Annotated in this window: 19 protein-coding genes and 1 pseudogene; 10 read left to right on the top strand and 10 right to left on the bottom strand. The window is 54.9% G+C overall.

What is annotated here, in order from left to right:
• Nucleotides 1-5: 5 nt before the first annotated feature.
• Both AC2FH0_RS07185 and AC2FH0_RS07180 read left to right on the top strand, forming a co-directional pair.
• Complete coding sequence (locus AC2FH0_RS07185) at nucleotides 6-920, top strand: ornithine cyclodeaminase family protein (RefSeq protein ID WP_496788932.1); 915 nt, start codon at nucleotides 6-8, stop codon at nucleotides 918-920.
• Nucleotides 921-1,412 carry an asparaginase domain-containing protein gene (locus tag AC2FH0_RS07180; RefSeq protein ID WP_496788931.1) on the top strand — a complete coding sequence of 164 codons (492 nt, stop codon included), beginning with the start codon at nucleotides 921-923 and terminating at the stop codon, nucleotides 1,410-1,412.
• A gap of 216 nt (nucleotides 1,413-1,628) precedes the next feature.
• Here the strand turns inward: AC2FH0_RS07180 and AC2FH0_RS07175 are convergent, their stop codons facing one another.
• Both AC2FH0_RS07175 and AC2FH0_RS07170 read right to left on the bottom strand, forming a co-directional pair.
• Nucleotides 1,629-2,030, bottom strand: coding sequence for a hypothetical protein (locus tag AC2FH0_RS07175; protein WP_496788930.1), 402 nt, complete (start codon nucleotides 2,028-2,030; stop codon nucleotides 1,629-1,631).
• A gap of 687 nt (nucleotides 2,031-2,717) precedes the next feature.
• Nucleotides 2,718-2,861 (bottom strand): YjiS-like domain-containing protein, encoded by a 144-nt coding sequence (locus AC2FH0_RS07170; RefSeq protein ID WP_496704174.1) that lies wholly within the window; start codon nucleotides 2,859-2,861, stop codon nucleotides 2,718-2,720.
• A 136-nt stretch (nucleotides 2,862-2,997) separates the two neighbouring features.
• On the opposite strand from AC2FH0_RS07170, the gene AC2FH0_RS07165 reads away from it, so the two are divergent.
• On the top strand, nucleotides 2,998-3,996 hold the full coding sequence (locus AC2FH0_RS07165; RefSeq protein WP_496705284.1) for a LysR family transcriptional regulator: 999 nt from the start codon (nucleotides 2,998-3,000) through the stop codon (nucleotides 3,994-3,996).
• A gap of 89 nt (nucleotides 3,997-4,085) precedes the next feature.
• On the opposite strand, the gene AC2FH0_RS07160 is transcribed toward AC2FH0_RS07165, so the two are convergent.
• The gene (locus AC2FH0_RS07160) at nucleotides 4,086-4,217 is read right to left on the bottom strand and encodes a hypothetical protein (RefSeq protein WP_496703656.1); all 132 of its coding nucleotides are present in this window, start codon (nucleotides 4,215-4,217) and stop codon (nucleotides 4,086-4,088) included.
• 20 nt (nucleotides 4,218-4,237) lie between these two features.
• Here AC2FH0_RS07160 and AC2FH0_RS07155 point away from each other — a divergent pair.
• The 3 genes and pseudogenes from AC2FH0_RS07155 (at nucleotide 4,238) to AC2FH0_RS07145 (ending at nucleotide 7,253) form a co-directional block, all read left to right on the top strand.
• Nucleotides 4,238-4,870: pseudogene (locus AC2FH0_RS07155) on the top strand (tyrosine-type recombinase/integrase).
• Nucleotides 4,871-5,076: 206 nt separating this feature from the next.
• Entirely contained in the window at nucleotides 5,077-5,604 is a 528-nt protein-coding gene (locus AC2FH0_RS07150; RefSeq protein WP_496703658.1) for a GNAT family N-acetyltransferase, read from the top strand.
• Between the two features lie 632 nt (nucleotides 5,605-6,236).
• The gene (locus AC2FH0_RS07145; protein WP_496788929.1) at nucleotides 6,237-7,253 is read left to right on the top strand and encodes a serine hydrolase domain-containing protein; all 1,017 of its coding nucleotides are present in this window, start codon (nucleotides 6,237-6,239) and stop codon (nucleotides 7,251-7,253) included.
• A 344-nt stretch (nucleotides 7,254-7,597) separates the two neighbouring features.
• On the opposite strand, the gene AC2FH0_RS07140 is transcribed toward AC2FH0_RS07145, so the two are convergent.
• From AC2FH0_RS07140 to AC2FH0_RS07120, 5 genes are all read right to left on the bottom strand, one after another.
• On the bottom strand, nucleotides 7,598-9,469 hold the full coding sequence (locus tag AC2FH0_RS07140) for a serine hydrolase (RefSeq protein ID WP_496703662.1): 1,872 nt from the start codon (nucleotides 9,467-9,469) through the stop codon (nucleotides 7,598-7,600).
• A 232-nt stretch (nucleotides 9,470-9,701) separates the two neighbouring features.
• Nucleotides 9,702-10,811, bottom strand: coding sequence for a peptidyl-alpha-hydroxyglycine alpha-amidating lyase family protein (locus AC2FH0_RS07135; protein ID WP_496788927.1), 1,110 nt, complete (start codon nucleotides 10,809-10,811; stop codon nucleotides 9,702-9,704).
• 134 nt (nucleotides 10,812-10,945) lie between these two features.
• Nucleotides 10,946-12,319, bottom strand: a complete 1,374-nt coding sequence (locus AC2FH0_RS07130; protein WP_496788925.1) for a S41 family peptidase — start codon at nucleotides 12,317-12,319, stop codon at nucleotides 10,946-10,948.
• A gap of 318 nt (nucleotides 12,320-12,637) precedes the next feature.
• Nucleotides 12,638-13,534 (bottom strand): alpha/beta hydrolase family protein, encoded by an 897-nt coding sequence (locus AC2FH0_RS07125; protein ID WP_496788923.1) that lies wholly within the window; start codon nucleotides 13,532-13,534, stop codon nucleotides 12,638-12,640.
• Between the two features lie 284 nt (nucleotides 13,535-13,818).
• On the bottom strand, nucleotides 13,819-14,586 hold the full coding sequence (locus AC2FH0_RS07120) for an alpha/beta fold hydrolase (protein WP_496788922.1): 768 nt from the start codon (nucleotides 14,584-14,586) through the stop codon (nucleotides 13,819-13,821).
• Nucleotides 14,587-14,800: 214 nt separating this feature from the next.
• Here AC2FH0_RS07120 and AC2FH0_RS07115 point away from each other — a divergent pair, with 214 nt between their 5' ends.
• The 4 genes from AC2FH0_RS07115 (at nucleotide 14,801) to AC2FH0_RS07100 (ending at nucleotide 18,683) form a co-directional block, all read left to right on the top strand.
• The gene (locus AC2FH0_RS07115; protein WP_496788921.1) at nucleotides 14,801-16,024 is read left to right on the top strand and encodes a helix-turn-helix domain-containing protein; all 1,224 of its coding nucleotides are present in this window, start codon (nucleotides 14,801-14,803) and stop codon (nucleotides 16,022-16,024) included.
• On the top strand, nucleotides 16,021-16,488 hold the full coding sequence (locus AC2FH0_RS07110; protein ID WP_496788919.1) for a GNAT family N-acetyltransferase: 468 nt from the start codon (nucleotides 16,021-16,023) through the stop codon (nucleotides 16,486-16,488). Before AC2FH0_RS07115 ends, AC2FH0_RS07110 begins: the two co-directional genes overlap by 4 nt.
• Before the next feature lie 423 nt (nucleotides 16,489-16,911).
• Nucleotides 16,912-17,594 (top strand): IS6 family transposase gene (locus AC2FH0_RS07105; protein WP_496709084.1). Its coding sequence is split into 2 segments (ribosomal slippage): nucleotides 16,912-17,197 and nucleotides 17,197-17,594, totalling 684 coding nucleotides; the frame shifts between segments, so codons are not numbered across the junction.
• 201 nt (nucleotides 17,595-17,795) lie between these two features.
• The gene (locus AC2FH0_RS07100) at nucleotides 17,796-18,683 is read left to right on the top strand and encodes a LysR family transcriptional regulator (protein WP_496788918.1); all 888 of its coding nucleotides are present in this window, start codon (nucleotides 17,796-17,798) and stop codon (nucleotides 18,681-18,683) included.
• Here AC2FH0_RS07100 and AC2FH0_RS07095 read toward each other — a convergent pair.
• Nucleotides 18,594-18,902: a DDE-type integrase/transposase/recombinase gene (locus AC2FH0_RS07095; protein WP_496788917.1), complete on the bottom strand. Its 309-nt coding sequence runs from the start codon at nucleotides 18,900-18,902 to the stop codon at nucleotides 18,594-18,596. The two genes, AC2FH0_RS07100 and AC2FH0_RS07095, sit on opposite strands and share 90 nt — an antisense overlap.
• 446 nt (nucleotides 18,903-19,348) lie before the next feature.
• Nucleotides 19,349-20,017, bottom strand: a complete 669-nt coding sequence (locus AC2FH0_RS07090) for a hypothetical protein (RefSeq protein WP_496689454.1) — start codon at nucleotides 20,015-20,017, stop codon at nucleotides 19,349-19,351.
• Between the last annotated feature and the right edge of the window lies 1 nt (nucleotide 20,018).

Here is a 20,018-nt window from a genome sequence, read left to right as displayed (position 1 = left end):
CACCCATGCGTTACATCCCCGAAGAGGTTTCGGCTAAGCTTGCGTCCCATGAAATGGCTTATGATGCCGTTAAATCAGCTCTGATAGCTGCGAGCGAACGTGCCACGATTTTTCCCGTAGTTCTGGCGCATGGGAGCGAACCCACCAATAGCTATGCTATCAAGTCTTCTGCTGTCGCGGAGTTAGCAGGCCTTAAAGTCGGTTCTTATTGGCCTGGCAATGATGCGCTTGGCATGCCGCGTCACAACTCGATCATTCTGTTGTTCGATCAAAGCTGTGGACGCATAGGAGCTGCGGTCGAGGCCGGAAAGCTCAATGCTTACCGAACAGCAGCGTCCAATGCAGTCGCAGCCAATGCTCTTGCCCGCTCTGATACCCAGACGCTTGCCGTGTTTGGAGCAGGTCATCAGGCTGAGTACGAGGTGAGAGCTCTCGCTCGTATCCGTGACCTGCAACGAGTTTTGGTAGTTACCAGAAATTCCGAGAAAGGCGCGCAGTTCGTCTCTTCGCTCAATGAAGAAGGCATTTCCGCTGAATTGATGGAGGCTGAAGAGGCGTGCCGCATGGCGGATATCATTGTCACCGTGACGCCAGCAATTGCGCCATTGTTCGACGCTGCATGGGTACAACCAGGTACACATGTCGCTTCCATGGGATCAGATTCCGCAGGGAAACAAGAATTACCGCCCCAACTCTTTGACCGTGCCAGATTATTCTGCGATCTGCCCGCACAATCGAGACAAATCGGTGAGTTTCAACATGCCAAGGATGCGGCAGAGCTGACGGCGATTGGTGAAGTTCTGTTAGGTTTGAAGGCAGGCCGATCCGGCGACGATGACATCACTGTATTCGACAGCTCCGGCCTATCTGTCCAGGACCTTTATGTAGCGCAAACCATCCTTGATCTGCTGGACGCTTAGATGAAGGAAGTTCGGATCATTGCCACAGGTGGCACAATCGACAAGGTTCATGACACGCGAACCGAGGCACTGAGCTTTAGGAGCAACGGCGAAAGTCACCTCTCTCAAATGCTGAAGATTGGTCGCTGCTACTTCCCAGTCGTTGAAGTTCTCATGTTGAAGGACAGCCTTGATTTTGACGATGCAGACCGGGAGGCGATCCTTCGGGCCGCTTCCAACAGCACTGAAAACGCTTTGGTTATCACGCACGGAACAGGGACTATGGATGTGACAGCCCAGTTTCTGGATGGTCAGATTCCAGACAAAACCGTTGTCTTGACAGGCGCAATGCGACCGTTTTCACTTTCGGCGTCAGATGGAGACTTCAATCTCGGCGGCGCGGTTATCGCAGCTCAGCTTCTGGAATCGGGCGTTTGGGGTGTTATGAATGGTCGCGTCTTCCCGGCGGGTGTGCTGAGGAAAAATACAGCGCTAGGTCGCTTCGACGACTGACCTCGTTTCTTAGATGAGATTACCGCTGACGCCACAAAAAGATCACAGCATCGCGGAGCCGACGGAAACCATTCGGTCAAGTCATGAGCGGGGTTTTCGTAACCCCGACACGCATCTTTTGAAGTAGTCCCGCATATTTTAGACTGACTCCCATTCGCGCCCTAATGGAGTAGTTGTTTCAGGGCTCTGAAGGTCTAGACGGCAGTATTTAGGCGGTTACCCGGTTGACTGAACGTTCTTCCCATTGTCCCGGTGCCAAGCGTCGACATCAAAGGCAACGTGATCACCAAAGTTGTCAATCCGGGGAACTGATGGAAGGCTGGCCGCGCAATAGCTTGCTTTCGCACATTTCAGATGCTGGACGTTCGGCTGCTCCGCAAGCCAGTTGTCTACGGAAAAGAGTGTACTTTGGCGCAGGACAACATTCCAGATGAAGTAGTGGTGCGGGATGATGACCCGCGCCGCTGTCCGCCGGATAACCCTTTCAGCCATTGGGTACCCCATGACATGCTCTGAATCATCAAGCGGCAGCAGAAGTATGTCTATGCTCCCCAGCTGCTCCCAGACCCGTTCCGGCGGATCATGCCGGTTGTCGCCCCAATCCCGATACTTTGGCACTCGGTCTCGACAGAAAACGCAGCCTCGGTTGTTGCTGGCCATGAATGAAAGAGACCGCGCAATTCCACAAGGCCCCCAATTACCCACAGACAAACGCCCCACAAGCGATACCGTCGTAACGAAGGACATTCTGTGCGTAACTCAAGACTCCTTTGTTGCTGATGGCTCCACAAAAACGCGCCCACCGGGTTTGATTATCTAACTGAAGAAAATGTTAACAGATGTCATTTTGATCGCCGAAACGGAGACGACGGACGACCGGATCGTGTAAAGTTCTTTCACCGGTCATTTTTCGGAGCTCCTGCTTGGCAGTTTGGTTTGGGCCAGCATTTTCGGGAGGAGGTGAAAATGCTGGCCCTTTGCGTTGGCGCTCCCTGTTGGCTTTTTCGCCGCCGCTTTTGCTGGCTTACTCTGGGAGGAGCGAGGACCAGCAAATTTCGTGCAATCTTCTGTCCTGAGGGTCTACTTCTCTAATCGTCAGCCATTAATTTTGCGGCATATTTCGGGATATCGGATCGCGAATTTCCGATCTGAGCGAGCTGGTAGTCGCTCATACTCGAAAGAGTGGAGAGCATTCTGGCCATTTGAAAAGTCTTTAGGCCAGCATTTGCCGTGGCTCTGATCCAAGCCAGGAAGGCGATTGATACGGTAATGGCCTGATCACGATCTGAGCTAGCCGTTTGGGTGTTAACAGCCATACGCAGCCTCTATAGCAAGTTTTTTGATGCTACTGCGCCGAATACCCAGATCTGTTAAGTCGCGGTCAGATAGCACCGATAGCTCATAATACGTCGCGCGGTAGACCCTGCGATTGGCCTGTGCCCTTCGCATCGTGTCTATCTTTTGATGAAAGAACGTGCGGCCAGCTTCGAAAACGACATCCAGCGCGCTGTTTGATCGTGTAATTGCCATGATATTGCCTCGTGTCTTGCTGCGATGCAGTATTTATGCTGCACTGCAGAGATAAGTGGATTTGGTAGCGCTCACAATTTGGCAATTTGGCAAGGGCCCCATGCCAGATTGGAACAGCAAGGTTCATGAGATGGATATTTCTGCGCAAATGTTGATCTTTGCGACGGTTGTCGAGCAGGGAAGCATCTCTGCGGCAGCGCGATCAATGGGGCAAACCCCATCGGCTGTGAGCAAGCAGATCGGATTGCTTGAAGATCAGGTGCACTACCGGCTTCTGAACCGCACCAGAACGGGTATCTCCCCAACGCTGGAAGGCCGAGCGTTCTACGAAAAGTGCAAAGCGATGGCTGACAAGTTCAAAGAGGCCGAGGCGATGATCCATAACTTTGATGGTATCCCCCGCGGAGTGCTCAGAGTCGCATCCACGGTTGCCTTTGGTAAGTCACAGCTGATACCTGCTCTGCCTAAATTCATGGAAGAGAATCTTGAAGTTCAAGTATCGTTAGATTTAACCGACCGTGAGATTGATCTTCGCAGTGAAGGGTTTGATGCTGCGATCTGCTTTGCTGAACAACGTCAGAACCCAGATATGGTCATCAGGCGCATTATGCGGAGTCGCAGGGTGCTTTGTGCTTCACCTGAATACCTTGAGCTTTCTGGAACGCCGACGAATTTCGCCGAGTTGGCTGAACATAATTGCCTGAGAGTTGCTGGGAGAAGCCAACGGAACGCTTGGAACAGTAACGAACCAAAGTCAGGCGAAAGATTTGAAGCAACTGGCAGTTTTGAAGGGAACAGCACCGATGTTGTATTTCGAGCGGCACTGGCTGGCATCGGGATCGCGCGACTACCTTGCTACATTGCAAACCGGAAGTTCAAATCCGGGGAACTCGTCCGTGTTATGCCGGAATACGCACCACCTAGTACAGATATCGTCGTAATGTTTGCCGACAGGCGCAATCTGGCGCCGAAAACCCGCGCGTTCGTGGATTATCTCGTACGGCGGTTTCGCAAAGTCGAAGACAACAAAATGACTGGCAAATTATCCCTGTAAATGATCGGAAGTTTCCTAGTCAATCCGGCTAAATCGCTTGTAAAGGTGCGAAAGCTCTACCGAAATTGGAAGAGAAATGACTGGGCGCCTCAATCCGACACCTGACATTGAATGGTAAGTGCAGCATTTGCCAATTCGGGTTCCGAGCCGACCTCGAATGCAATGCGGCATCCTGTGATATGATTGGCCGTCAACGCCGGGTTGTCGTTCTGGGAGGGCATGGCGGATCGGAGGATCAGTCATGGAAACACCAAATTTACCTGCCATTCGCGCACTTCGCTCTGCTTGGAACAAGGGCCGGATCGTCGGACAGAAGCGCCCACTGAAACCGAAACATGTCTGGGCAATAAGAGTTCGCCTTGAACTCGCCGAAAACCACAGAGACCTCGCTCTTTTCAACATGGCAATTGATAGCAAGCTTCGAGGCTGTGACCTCGTTCGCATGCAAGTTGTGGATGTGATGGCGTCGGGTCAGATTAAGGAACGTGCGTCTGTTCTGCAAAGCAAGACGCAGAAGCCAGTGCGATTTGAAATCTCGGAAAGCACTCTAGCATCAGTTGCGAAATGGATGGAGGACCCTCTTATGGTTGGCTCTGAATTTCTGTGGCCAGGCCGCTTCCACGAGCGGTTACACATTTCAACGCGCCAATATGTACGGATCGTTCGCGATTGGGTTACATCTATAGGTCTTGAGGCAACAGCCTATGGTACGCATTCAATGCGGCGCACCAAGGTCACACAGATCTACAAAAAGACTGGCAATCTGCGGGCCGTTCAGCTCCTGTAGGGACATACCAAGATGGACAGTACCGTTCGATATTTGGGCGTTGAGCTGGAAGACGCTTTGGCCATCGCAGAAGCCATTGAGATATAGAATGGAGGGGCCGTCTTCGCGGGCGGCCCGTAGGAGACATCGGCCGACCCGCTGGACGCCGCGATACAGCTTCCCCGAAGCGGGCATCGGCTACCGAATGCAGAAACTGATCTGGAAAGAAAGCCGCACTGCGGACGAAGATGACGTCGCCGCTTTTCCGGCCTATCCTATTTGCATTGAGTTCTTTCGGGACAGGTGGTTGACCCATGCAAGATGTAAGAATTGAGACCTGTGCGGAGCTGCCAGCTAAGGGCGAGCTCAATAAAATCCTATCGCAGTATTATGAACTCATCGTCCAAAGGATGCGGGCCATAGGCTTCGATATTGATCCTGCGGCACCCCAAAGTGCGCTCGCTGAATTCTGGGAAAACTCGGATGACTATCTGCCTCCGAAGGGATGTCTGGTTGTTGCACGGTCTGAAGCCGGTGAGATTGTCGGCTGCGGAATGATGAAGTGTCTCGGGCCAGATACCGGCGAGCTCAAAAGAGTTTTTGTTACCGAACAAGCCAGAGGAACGGGCACTGGCCGTGCATTGATTGAGGCGCGTGAGAATGCTGCGCGCAATATGGGTCTCAAAAGGCTGATTGCGGACACGCTCACACCCAATATAGAAATGAGAAACTTGTATCCCAAGCTAGGGTTTGTAGAGTTGGACGGTCCGATAGAAACGACAACGTACAAGGATCAACCCTCGTTACGCCCACATCTGCACTATTTCGCCAAAGATATTTGAGACAAATGCAGCCGCAGTCAAACTTGGCTGGCATAGGTAACAGGCGCTCGCGGCCCAAAGCCGACCTTGGAAGCACGTTCGGGATGCTGCAGTCGCAGCCCACTTAGCGACCATTCGTTGCGATAGCGAGATCCCGAGAGCTACGAACGGGGAAGTTGCGGGACGGAGCAGACCTTGGACTTTGGCATTTAGCTGACGCAGCATTCGTTTGCAAATGCAGCAGATTCGTTGTCGCAGTGCAGCGTAAGTCTCCGAAGCAGCCGTTCAGCATGGCGGAGCTGGTGCGGGCTGAAACTGTAATTTTGCGCAGCCTAATCGGACACGCGAAGACAACCTTGGCTATTCGCTGAATGCCAGATTAGCGGTGACAATGATTGAAGTTCGTTCGTAGAGCTCGCTGATTAGGTAGGAGAGGATCTGGCAATCGGTTTGGGCAACAGGGACATAGGCAGCTCATCGAGGATCAAGAGGTCGAAACCAGACATCAAAGCGGCGGTTCTACCCCACCACGCGGCACCGGACTATACGTGCCTATAGGGTCGGGCGATGCACCCGCAGCGAGACGCTATTGTTGCTGGATGGTCTTTCCAATTGGACGGACTTCCCACAAGCAAATAATGACGAGAAATCCAATGAACCGACGAGTTTTTTCCCTGATCGGGCTGGCATCGCTGACATCAGCCCTGGCACCGGCGTCCTTCGCAGGGCATGCAGATCAGACAGGGTGGCAGATTGCCGACCTATCGAGCGATGGGCTTCGGCTGGCACATGGCGGCATGGCCGCACCCGGTACGCCGGTCAATGACCGGACGCTGTTTCAGGTGGCTTCATGCTCCAAGACGGTGACCGCCCTGGCGGTCTTCACGCTGGTTCGTGACGGGTATTTTGACCTACACGACCCGGTCAACGCGTACCTTGAGCGCTGGCAATTGACCGGTCCGCGCAGTGACAGGACAACGATTTCGGACCTCCTTTCCCATACTGCTGGTACGAACATTCACGGCTTTATGGGGTATAGCGCCGATGACGACATTCCAGACGTGATAGATATCTTAAACGGACAACATCCAGCGACGTCCCCCGCAGTCCGCACAGAGCGGCGGTTGTTCAAGCGTTACGACTACAGTGGTGGAGGGACAACTATTTTGCAGTGCCTTATTGAGGACGTCTCGGATGAAAGTTTTCGCAAGTATGTGACGACAAATGTTCTGCGTCCAATCGGAGCCGCAGGAGCGACCTTTGATCTTGAACCCCGTAGGGCGCATGCGAATGGCTACCTTAAGGATGGGCTGCCGATACCTGGCGGTTTTGTGCGCCATCCTGAAAGCGCTGCCGCGGGCCTTTGGGCGAGCGCCACGGATTTGACTAAAATCATGCGCGCAATCCTTGTCTCTCTGAACGGGGACAGCGATGCCCTGTTGCCGTCCGGTTTGGCCAGGCAGATGATCAAACCTGTAAGTCCCGGTGTTGCGCATGGGGTATTTGTGGAACCGGGCAAAACAATCGGACACGATGGTCGGAACGAGGGGTTCGAATCTGCGATGATAGCCGATCTCGTATCCGGCAGGGTCCGCGCAGGGGTCACGAACCAAAATGGCCAGATGCAAAATGTATTGGATGCGGATCACGCGCTACACGGAAGTGATTGAGTAGCTTATCGCCAGGTCACGACTACTGTCCGTGCTACTATATGCGGCTGACAACAAACGATTGCGCGGTAGGTCGCGCGCCCGTACTTTTGTCGTGCTGAGTGGGTCAACGCTTTGACTGAAGTCGGACAGCGTTCATATGCTCCAGCCGGGGCCTCGCAACAGGGGCACAGCGCACAACGGACCGTGGCGTTAAATCCCACCGGGTAGAAAGCTGGGAACCCGATGTTCGGGCATGGGCCAATAGCTGGTCAAACCGTCACGGAAACCCGAATGTCCAAACGCTGAACACATTGGTTAGGCGCGCGCGGAAACCACGCGCGCCAGCTAGTTATTTGTGGTGGCTAAAAAATGAAGCAGTCTTCCGCCAAAAGCGCGCAGGAGGTGCCTAAGATCGAAACCTCCGCGTCGCCATAGCTAATCTTTGTGAACGAACCGCGAAACGTGATCTCCAAGTCTTCGAAAGACAATCCGGTTTGCGAAAAATCCAAAAGGTCCTCTTCAGGATTGAACCCAAAGATCCGATCTTGACCTGAATCGAGTTGAAACACGAATACGTCGTTGCCCGCGCCACCCCACATGTGGTCCCGGCCTGCGCCTCCCTCAAGAACATCGTCACCGGCACCGCCGCGCAGCACGTCGCCGCCATTGCCGCCAGCCAACACATCATTGCCAGTGCCGCCACGTAGATAGTCGCGCCCATCGCCACCATTCAGCTGATCATCGCCGTGCCCGCCATTCAGGATGTCGTTTCCCGCACCGCCGTTCAGGATGTCGTCACCATCCCGGCCGCGCAGGTGATCGCGCCCGGCACCACCATCAATGTTGTCGTCGCCGTGTCCGCCGCGCAAGTGGTCATTGCCGTCGAGCCCGATAATCTGGTTGTTGTTTTGCGCGGCTTCGGCGGCATCCTTCATGACATCAAACCGATCCCCACTTGCATTTCCGATCCAAAGGGTCGAGTTGTCTGAGAAGGTAAACCGGCCGGTATCAAGATCATCCAACGCACCCTCGAAGGTGAGACTAACACCATCCAATTCCAGGACTGTCTCTGGGCCGCCCGGGGCGTCGCTGTCTTCTGTCAAAGTGATATCAGCCGCTGTGGCCTCTATGCTGAAGCTTTCATCTGATGGGTCGAACGCTGCCCAGGCGTCGTCACCAAAAATAGCGGCAAATGCAGAGACCAGCAGTTCCGTCGGCTCTTCTCCGGAGTGCGTCGCTGCGATAGAAATGATTGTACCAGATTCGACATGAAGGAACGTCGCTGTGTTGGTCCCCAGCGTTCCGCCCTGAAACCCGATGATCTGCTGACCGAAGATGGTGCCAGAGGAGAGGCCGAGGCTCTCCCCATTGATGCCGGGTGTTCCATCTGGCGCGCGGAAATCCTGCATCTCTGCCAACTGATCGGGCGATAGCAGTGTCCGCGACACCAGCAACGCGTCAAGAAAGCTGATCATATCAGCGGTGGTGGATACAACACCGCCCGCAGCCCCAAAGTCCAGCAATGCGTCTGTCACGTCCAAGGGCTGCCCCGGTACGACTTCGGTGTAGGAGCGCAGCAGCCCTTCATTGCCACCCTCAGACCCCAGGATACTATCGTCCATACCGGCAACGGAGAAGATGCGATCCGACAGCAATTCGCCAAAGCTGTCGCCTGTCGCCTGTTCGATTAGTTTCTGCAAAAGCAGATAGTTCGTGTTCGAATACTCATAGGCTTCGCCGGGCGCAAAAGAAGCAGGTTGTTTGGATGCAATCGCCAGCAACCCGTCTGGACCAAGAGGTTGATCGGGAGAAAAGAGCAGTTGCTCGATATAGGCGGGAAGACCGGCCTGACCCGGCACGGAATCAAAGTCAGGTATGCCGGAGCGATTGGCAAGCAATTCTCGCACCGTGACGCTGTTGATGTTGGCTATGTCTTCGAGGCCTGCCAAATCCATCTGATCTGCCAGCGGCGCGTCAAAGTCGATCAGTCCTTCACCGACCAACTGCTGTACGATGACCGACGTCATCATTTTCGTTTGCGAACCGATCTCGAACCGGTTTTCAGCGGTGGCCGGTTGATCGCCGTCAAGTTCAACCGTACCTACGGCGTTTCGCACGGACAGCCCGTCGCGCGCGATTTCCATCAACACGGCAGGCGCTGGTCCGCTATCCGCGAATGGCGTCAATGCGTCTGTTGGAGCCTTGTTCAAGGCGTTGGGGTCCAAATGGGCCATATCAAGTGTCCTTTTCGAAATTGGAAAAATAACAGGCCAACTTGCCTGTCGCGCTCTGCGTGTCAGACTGCGAAGTTCAATGCGTCCGTGTCGTTCGGCGCGGACAGGATATTGTCCAAGGGGTGTCTGGCCCTATTTAAGTGGGCATTTTCTGGGAACCAGCGGAACAAATAGCAGAGCATGGAAATGAAAAGAGGTCAGCCCAAGCAGCGAGCCGAATTCAATGAACCACTTAGCTCTGGCACGGGGCGGCCATATCCACAGCAAACACACGGTCTGCATTAAGATCGGCAACGTAGACCCGTCCATCACCTCCAACCGCGATGTCGTGTGGCAATTGGAAACCGGGCTGGCCCTGATCCGGCCCGTCATAGCGTCCAATCAGGGCACCGTCTGCCGAAAACATGGAAACCCCGCTGCCGGAACGGGAATGGACATGGTGGCGATCCAGATCAAGCGTGTCGCCACCGTCTGCAAAGAACATGCAGCCGCGTGTGTCCACATCGACCCCGAAGGGCCGTCCAACATATGGACCACTAATGACGCGCTGCAATTGACCCAGCTCAGAAAAGACTTGAACTCGCGCATTGCGGCGTTCCGCGACGTAGATGTTGCCCTGAGCATCCGCGGCGATACCGTGTGGGAGGTGGAATTCCCCTGGGTCAGACCCGCGCCTGTTCACCTGCCAGACAAGCCGTCCTTGCGTGTCAAAAACGGCGAGTCTGGAGTTGCGGTACCCATCAACGACGGCAAAGCGTCCCTCCGAGAGGGGAATCACGTCGGTAGGGCGCGCAAAAGTTGCGTCGCTCATCGGGATTGGGAGTCGCGGCAAAACGTTTCGCACACGCAAGAGGGCCTCCAAATAGAAGGGATAGCTATCGCCGAACCTGCGAATTGGTTGGCCCCGCGGATCAAGGTGCACAACGATATTCAGTGAGGTGTCTGCAACCCATATCGAACCGTCATGGGCAACCGATATCCCATGTGGGCTCGCAAACAAATCCGCGCCAAAACGTGCGATTTCTTCACCGGTGTCCGCATCCACGCGAAGAATGACCGGGTCAGGTATCAGCGCTCTGCCAGCGGCGAAGGGACGACCTGCGCGGTGCAAAATGTAGATGCTTTCATCCAGCCCCACAGCGACCCCAGTTACGGCCAGTTCAGTGTCTGTTGCGTTGGGTGGCCAGAAGACTCTCATGTTCGACGCTGTAGTGTCGAAGGCTATTGCCTCGTCAGGATGCAAACCATCCACCGGCTGGATCTGAGCAGGGTCAGTGGCACTCCACCACAATCCAAAGCCGATCAATGCAGCCGCGGCAAGCGCGGCCGTTCTGCGTCTCATGGGGGTCGAAGACCGCGCAGTGCCCGATCGAATTTCAGAGTTTTTCATCTTCGTGTCTCGATAGCGCTCAGCTCAATTGAGGTTGGACTGTGCGGTTTACCGCAGGTGGTTCAGCATCGGCTAAAGGTCTCTTCTCAAAAAGAACTCTCTACTCCCAAGAGCCTTAGGATAGCTGCCTGGTGACTGGCGATTGGGTCAGCGTTTGACAGCACCTGCATCTCGATATCTGGCGGAATACCCAGACCTTCCCAGTGTTGGCCTTCGCTATCGAGATAGACCTCGTTTGATAGATTCAGTTGCCATCCATTCGGCAAGGTTCGTGACAATGCGTCCGACAAGGCACCGCGCGTGGTCTCGCCGACGTGAGTGACGTGAGGCTGGGTCCGCAGAGACAGCGTCAAGACTTCTGCTGCGCTGACCGTTATGTGGCTGGTCAGCAGAAAAATGTCGCCGTCAAACTGAACGCGCGGGCTTTGGTCAATGCGCACGTCCGTCACGATTGGCAGCGCAGCATCGGCGGCGAACTTGCTGTAGGCATGCACGCCCTCGCGTAAGAACCGGCTTGCAACCTCCCGCGCGATGTAGTCGCTGCCGCCAAAGTTCAGGCTAAGGTCAAGGACAATGGACCGCGCCCCAAGCGAGGTCAGGTCGTCCAGGATAACGTCCAACATGCCTTGCGTTGCTGCCAGGTTTTCCTCGAGCGTCGCATCTTGGGGTCCGAACCCGTCCAGTGCGCTGAAAGCGAGGTACCCGACCTCAGATGTTAGCATGCCATATTGAATACGATCGTTACCGCGCATCTGACCTGTATCGCGAAGCATGACCGTCGCGATACTCTCATACCAAATGGACAAACGAAACTCCCGGGCTGCCGATGCTGGATCGCGACCTTCGACCCGTGCGGTGTCGCGCAGATGCCGAAGAACGCGCGCGCGGCCCGGTGCCGAAATCTGACGCGACCCGTCCACGTCAACAATCAGCGCGACATGTGCGTCTCGAATGGGTGCGATCAGCCATGCCAATGCTTCGAACAGGGCTTGGTCGTCTGTGGCATCGTTCACTCGTCGTCTTGCTGCAGCGACGCGATTGACCCAGTCCACATCGTAGAGGGCAAAATAGGGATAGTTGGCATCGAAGAACCTGACGAAGGCCTCGAACACGGCGTTGGCATCTGTGGACATCTCGACTGAACACTGCATCGGAAGAGACCCGAGCCGGATTGCACTTATCCGGTGGGGTTCCATGGGAAATCCAATGCTGAGCCTCTGGCCGTCTCCCGACACCGCGAAGCTGGAACCCGGTAAGAGCTCGTCTAGGGGGACGAGTGTACTGACCTCCGGAAGGCAAAGGTCTTCCGCGGTGCTGAACAGGCGCGCCGTGTGGCTTTGGATCTCCAGAACAAAGCCGTAGCCGTCCGAGTGCCAGACCCCATCAAGCGGTGGGGTCCGACTGTCAAACCCGGCAAATGATCCCAAATATAAGCAGGTTGTCAGCATAATAAGCCTCATCATGTCCTCCGATTTTGAAGTCGGTCGACGACAAAGATGGCCTGAAGGCTCTGCCTTGTCGTCGTGTCGCGTAGGCGACGACACGCAAGAGGATATAGGTACAAGACCGAACAGGGCGCAGGCCCCGAAAGACATGTCGAAAGGGACGCCCGTTCGGGCCGTTTATCAGTTTCAAGCGCTTCTGACGCCATGTTGTAGGCGGTGTGGACAAGTAAAATCAGGCCAATGCCTGCGATCAGCAGCACGTAAACTCGCATGGGAACAATGCGATGTCGCCCGTAGCTCATATGGGGGCGGTCCCTGAACAGGGTATGAGACTCATTGTAAGACATCAGCGACACTCCAGCCAGGGTTTGACATGATTTCCGACCGGCCTATGAAGCCCTGTGCCGCATGCGGATCGTTGAGGAGTTGAAACAACAGCCAGGCCGTCAGGTATCCCCGAAACCGGCCCGCATCATTTGCCAATTCGATGTGGTCCGCGCCATCTGCGACTGCGAGAACCCGCAAACCTGGGCCGCGCATCCCCTCAAAAAGCGCTCTGTTGAGCCACAATGGAGAGATGAATTCATCTTCGGTGCCGGTCAGGATCAGCGTTGGAGCCGTGACCGCGCCGGCATCATAGTCCATGTCGAGCCGAAAGAACGCGATGGCGTCGTCGGTCGGCGTTCCGTGGATCGCCAAAGCTGTCGCGCCGCGTCCGGTCTCATATTGTGTGTGGGCGTTGATCGTGCTCACCGCGCCCTGGGACGATCCCACAAGCGCGAAAGTGTCCGCGTCTATGCGCGCAAAAAGCGGGTGGTTACGAGTCATCGACCAAAGCCTGGCATTGGCAAGCATGGCCACCGCGCGTTCACCAGTGGCCATCTGCCGATCATCACTCCCGATCACCACCATTCCCCAAGAGGCGAGGTGCTTTGCAATGGCATCGTAGGTTCCAATGGGCTCACCGGTCCCGTTCTGCCAGACCACAAGGGGAGCAGACCCGTCGTGACCCGCAGGGAGGTACACACGGCCCCCGGGCTGGCCAAAGGTTGCCGGGATATCAGTTGTCGTGACCGCATGAGGCCCGGCGCGGCTATAAAGGAATTCGATCTCTTGTTCAGCGTCATAGGCATGCGGAGTCGAGGTTGCACACCCGCCGAGCACCAGGAGGGCAACTAACATGGCCATGCCAGTGCTGGGGCGCATGTGAAACTGATATGGTATGGTCATTTTGAGCCTTGTCATGTGTTTGCACTGTGCTGCAGTTGGCGCAAAATGTTCGGTCTGTCGTCTCTTCCTATTGGCGAGGAGCACGCGGTCCTGAGGTGGAGCACTGTCTAGTCCGGATGGGTGCGATTTTGGTGCGCAAACACCGCGACCGGCCCAAAAGCATGTCTTTGTGGTTAGGCGCGACCCCGACCGGGCTGATGGTTGCTAACCCTGTGCTTTCGCGCTCCATCGTGCAGAACCGCAATTTGTCTTCGCACACGACAGTTGATCTGGTTCGGCAAGATTCAGCTTTCGGCTGCACCTGTGCGACGCAGGAAACCGCTGATGCTTCGTCTGAGTTGGACGGGATTGTCGGTATGTAACATGTGCCCGCCCGGCAGCTTCACGTATTCAGCCCCGCGGATACGTTGGGCCAAAAGGCCCGCGCCGTGATGCGTCGCCGAGTTTCGTTTACTGACGATAATGAGGGTTGGAACAGCTATCGCAGCGAGGCGTAGGCGTCCGTCATAAAGGGATGCGGCCTCCAGCGCTGCCGAAATCCGCCGCCGATCCATCTGAGCCAACTGTCGCTGAAGCTCGACCTTGGTATCGCGGCTTTCGCCCAACCCAGAGAGGTTCGCGAGCAAGGACGTCGGGAACGAGCGGTACAGGGATGCTGCGACCGTCGCAGACAATCGCCAGACAAGTCGGTCACGCACCGTCGGAACAGCTTCGATCAAGATTAACGCCTTGATGCGATCCTGCAATCGGGCAGCCAGTTCAAGCGCAACCATTCCACCAAGTGAATGCCCTATGAGCACGGATCCGAGTGGCACGTTATCTGACAAGCGTTCAGCATATGCTTCTACCCTATATGGCTGCGAGAGCGGGTTGGTCCCGTGGCCGGGAAGGTCCGGTGTCAAGGCCTTGGTGTATCCGTTCGTGATCGGGTGCCAAGTGTCACCAGCCAGACCCGCACCATGAAGCCAAACACTATCGACAAATGCCAATGGATCGGTCGGTGCTACGATCGAACCAACGGGACTGGTGACGGGGTCAGGATCGCGTGACATTTTGGGGCAGCCCTTTCGCATGTTCGGGGCCGTAGGATGCGGCCTGCAGCCCCCACATGGCATTTTTACGCTGCGGTATCGTCCGCATGGCCCCAAATTTGTGTCCGACCCGGTCGGCGCGGACAGGACATACGGGCACACGCGTTGAGCAAAGACACTTTGGCAAGTAGGGTTTGGGGGTATCCCGCCCAAACGCAGTTTGCCAGACCGCACTATGACCTTTGACCCGGACACCCTGTTGATTGCCACAGTCGCCGCCACTTTTGCGGTCGCTGTCTTGGCGGCAATGATCAGCTGGTCCCAGCGGTGGAGCGCGTCCTCACGGGCAAGCCTGGCGGTGTTTTTCGTAATGTTCGCTGTCAGCGAGCTTGATACGGTTCTCGTCACGCTTACCAGCGAAATTCCACAAGCCGTTCGCGATGGGACCGCACTGTTAAGTGTCGTTGCCAATTTTTGCCTGATGCCTGTCTTCTTGCTTTATGTGCGCGAGTTGACGCTGAGCAAGGGCCAGTATGAGACAAGGCGCTCGGTTGCGCTTCATTTTGCATTGCCTTGCTCGGCGTTCTTATTTGCAGTTATCGCGATGGCGCTACCGGAAGCATCACGCGATGTCTGGTACGCAGGAGTATCCACACCGGAGCCCCTGCCAGGTCTCGGTTTCCTGATATATGGCTTCGCGGCCCTGACCATCGCGCTTGTTGTCCAATGGGCGCTCTATGTGTTCTGGGTCATCCGAACCCAAACAAAACACATTGCGTTGCTCAAGCAGCATTTCTCAAGCACCGAGGGGCTTGAATTGCGCTGGGTCGCGGTCCTCGCCGGTGCCATGGGAACTTATGTCTTGCAAAGCCTCATCGGTGAGCTGCTTGCCGTTTCTGGGTCACGAGACCCCATTGGCCCGTTGCTCGATGGCCTATGGGTTCTGATTGTAATTCTCTCCCTTGCGCTCTGGGGGCTTAGGCCATCGAAGGAGTTGGATTTCGTCACTGCGGAATTGGAAAGCCTCGAAGAGCCGCACAGCAAAAAATATGTAAAGAGCGCTTTAGGTTCGGACCAGTCTGAACGGATAGCGCGTAAGCTTATTCTCGCGATGGAGAAAGAACATTTGTATCGCGACCCTAATCTAACACTCAGCGCTTTGTCGGCACATATTGGCGTGTCGCTGAACTATGTGTCCCAAACGCTGAACCAGCACATTCGCCAATCCTTCTTTGAATTCGTAAACACTTGGCGGGTCAAAGAGGCCATCCCTTTGGTTGAAGAAGGTGCATCGACGGTCCTGGCGATTGCTTATGAGGTCGGCTTCAACTCTCGCTCTTCGTTCTACACCGCTTTCAAGCGGGAAACGGGCATGACGCCCACCAGTTGTAAAAACGCTGTAGCCAAGGCGAAGACTGCCAATCACAAAACATCCATTGCGAATGCCAGAAAGCCATGACAACGGGCAACAGACTACGAATCCGTGCATATGAACCAAATGATTGGCCACGTCTGTGCGTCATTCATGATGCGGCGCGCAAAGACGAACTCGCCTATACGGTCGGCGTCGCCGCCTTTCGTTCCCTTGAAGAAACCTTCGAAGATGAAGGGTTGTTCGACGCGGATTTGGCGGTCGCCGTGCGAGACGGCGTCGTAGCAGGTTTTGCGGCCTTCGACGAAACAGAACTGACGTGGCTCTATGTCGATCCTGCGCTTTCACGTCTTGGCGTTGGACGCGCACTTCTTCGCTATGCCATGAGCCGAAGCAACGGGACCATGCAGATTGATCTCCTTGAAGGCAACAGTCCCGCTCAGGCGCTCTATGCATCTGAAGGGCTCGTGATTACTGACCGCCGAAAAGGAAACCTCATTGGAAATGAGTGCTTCCCTGCGACAGGCCTTGTGCTTCGCTACGGCGATTGAGTAGCCCACAACCGTGATCATTCATACCAAGCCTGTCTGAAAGTGCGATTTCTTGTGCTACCCCCCTTGTCCGTCCCGGCAGGACTGGACGAAATTTCGTGACGGGAGAAACACATGTTGGGTGCCCATGACGCTGGCAGGGCGCTTCCGTTCGGTGCCTGGCAGATCACGGTAACAGAAGCGTCCAGTCGTTCACACTGCGCGCACCTTGACGCCCGCTTTCTCATCGCCCGCGTCGCCGCGCAACCAGATACTGGAAGCACTCTTGCCTCCGTCACAAACTTAAAAACACCGATGCGTAGACGACGATAAGCCGAACCAAGCGAGCACACATTGAACGCGGTTCTGCCGCAAACTTCGCCCCCACCTGTCAGTTCGACTGCATTTCTGGTAGCGCGTGCTGGAACACGACAGGAGCAGGCCGTGAAGATCTCATTTAAGGGCGCGCATTTTCCGAAAGACGTGATCCTTCACGCGGTTTTCTTCTATCTCCGCTACGGTGTTTCATACCGGGATCTGGAAGAAATCGTGGCGGAACGTGGCGTTGATCTGGATCATACGACGCTAAACCGTTGGGTCAGTCGATATGCAGGTCCCCTTGCTGAAACAGGGCGGTATAGAAAGCGTCCCGCAGACCGTTCGTGGCGCATGGATGAAACCTATGTGAAAGTAAAAGGCGAATGGGTTTATCTTTACCGAGCGATCGACAAACACGGCAAGACCTGGATTTCATGTTGTCCGAGCGCCGGAACAAAGCCGCTGCGACGAGGTTCTTCGCCCGCGCTCTCGAGTTGAACGGATTGCCACGCAAGATCGTCATCGACAAAAGTGGTGCCAATACTGCTGGCATCAAGGCGATCAACAAGATGTTGAAAGGCTTTGGTTGTCCGATCCCGATCGATATGGTCAGGCGGAAATACCTCAACAACATCATTGAACAGGATCACCGCTTCATCAAACGAAGGATCAGACCCATGCTGGGCTTCAAATCTTTCGCTTCAGCCGCATCTGTCCTGGCAGGCATAGAACTGGTCAACATGATCCGCAAAGGTCAATTCACACCCAAACTCCGTCCGTTTCAGCAGTTCGCCCAACTGGCGGGGTAAACTGCTAATCAATTCCACTGATGTTCTGCCATCCAAAAAGTTTGCGACAGAATCCCAATTACCTGCTGATTTATGTTTTTTTCAGTCATGCCCGTATCTCCTGGTCGAGTGAAAGAACAAAACCAGACCAAATTTGGGAACTTGCTGATAGAAGAAAATTGATAGATAAAACGATCTATCGCGAATTTTTCTTGGTGGTAAATGCCGTCCAACCAGATAAGTCTAACCTGGCTGCGTAGCTTTGAAGCCGCGGCCCGACATCTGAATTTTACCAGTGCAAGCGTCGAATTGGGGCTGACGCAGGCTGCCGTCAGCCTGCACATCCGATCATTGGAACAGCAGTTGCAGCACAAGTTATTTGTGAGGCGCGCAAGACACCTGTCTCTCACAGAGCTTGGTCAGGCTTATTGTTCAACTGTCCGGCAGGCGCTTGCTGATATCGATATGGCCTCGGCAAACCTTTTCGGGTCGATGGCGACGAAGACAGTTACGATCAAAGCGCCGATATCGACCGCTTCACTTTGGCTTGCGCCCCGTCTTCCGTCGTTCAAGAAAGACCACCCGACGATAAATCTTCGCCTTGTGACAAATATCTGGACAGAGACCACCAATTTAGAAGAGATCGACGTAGAGCTGCGCTTGGGTCGTGGCAACTGGACCGACGCACTCTCCGAGAAACTCTCTGATGAAGCGATCGTCCCGATATGCGCTAAAGGCCGGAAGAACAGTTCAAAGCAAGTGCAGGATCTGCTGTCTGGTCCATTTGTTCACATATTAGGCCATGAAGGCCATTGGGAACGATACTTGAGCGCATATGACTGCACCAAGCCGCAAGACGCCCCGCAATACTTGGTAGACACAACCATTTCTGCGCTGCAACTTGTCGCGAGTGGCGGTGGCTATGCCCTAGTGTTCTCGCGACTGGTCAATGCCGAAAATGGGCTCGCCTCGGGCGTTCGATTTGCCGGCAAACCGCTGCCACACCCGGATGCACATTTCCTAATGCAACCTGTTTCCAAAAAAGCTGTACGACCAGAGGTCGAGATCTTTGTGGACTGGTTGCGTAAGCAGTTTAAAGAAGATGTTTGATCTTGGGATGAAAATAGATTTTGCAGCGAGAGGGACGGTTTTGTCGACCACGATCTGCAACGGTATGCCTTTGTTGGCCAATGCCTCGGCGAAGAATTGCTTGGCCGCCGCGGTATCACGACTTTCAGACGGCATAATATCAAGGGTTTCGCCGTCGCGATCAACCGCCCGATACCGATACTTCCAATGGCCGCGCACTTTGAGATAGGTTTCGTCCATGTGCCATGAAACTGCACTAGGGCGCTTGCATTTGTGCGTCTCAATCTTGACTTGGGGCGAGAATTTCACCACCCAATCTGCTGATTGTCACATGATCAACCGCAACGCCCCGCTCAGCCAATATCTGCTCCAGGTCGCGTTAAGGCACTGAGTATCGTGAGTAAAAGTAGATTGCGTGGACAACGATGTGCTTTGGAAAATGGCATCCTTTGAACGAGAGCGTGTTGAGCATCCGCTTTGCAGATTGACTCACGCATCATGCCGGTCGGGGTTATTCCAGGCAATCAAGTTGAAAAGTTTGCGGCAGAGCCTGCAGGAGAAATTCCACCTGACTAAACCGGCAACGCGGTGCTTCAGGTGCCACTAGATGCGTTGAAAGATTAACTGCCGGGATTGCTGGTTTCTGCCAGCTCGTGAACAGGTGGCATTTGGTCGGGTAACCGATTTCAATGGCCAAAAAGTGCTGCATAGAGTCCGAATGCTCCGACGGCGATGAGGCTGAGTGCCCAAACGACATCAAGATTGAACCATGTCTTTGAGAGGAACCTGAGCCCCAGCCAAAGGTAGATCACAACTGCGATGGTGCCGCCAGCAATTGTCATCGACAACGTGTGTACTGCTGCAACAAGAAACGCAGTCGTCACGTTGCTGCTCATAAGTGTTTGTGCTGCGGCATGACCGGTTTCGTTCGCTCCAATCGCACAGATGCCCAGAAAAATCGGCACCAGCATCAAACCAGCCCCATGCGCCATCGCAGCGAGGAATGACCAGAGCGCCAACCGGGCAGGATGCACGCGCGCCAGAATTTTCGGATGTCTTCGGTTGATCAGCAGATAGAGGCCCATGGCGATAACCAAAAGCCCGGCGACCACGCGGATTTGAACTTCCCACTGAACAAGGAACATCATCAGTGAGAGCGGCAACAAGATGCCAATCATCGCGAGGAAATGCCCCGTGGCCAGCATTGCCAGCGCTTTTGGCAGGGCGCTGTGCTTTCGCTCCATCAACGCCGCCGAAACGGCCAGCGGCCAACCCATGCCAGGGTTGATACCGTGGTAGAGTCCAGAAAAAATGACAGCCCACCAAAGGGCTGTCATTGTTGTTATGTCGCCCATT

The sequence above is a fragment of the Ruegeria sp. CDSC051 genome (assembly GCF_059610665.1).
This window is presented reverse-complemented; position numbering and strand designations above follow the sequence as displayed.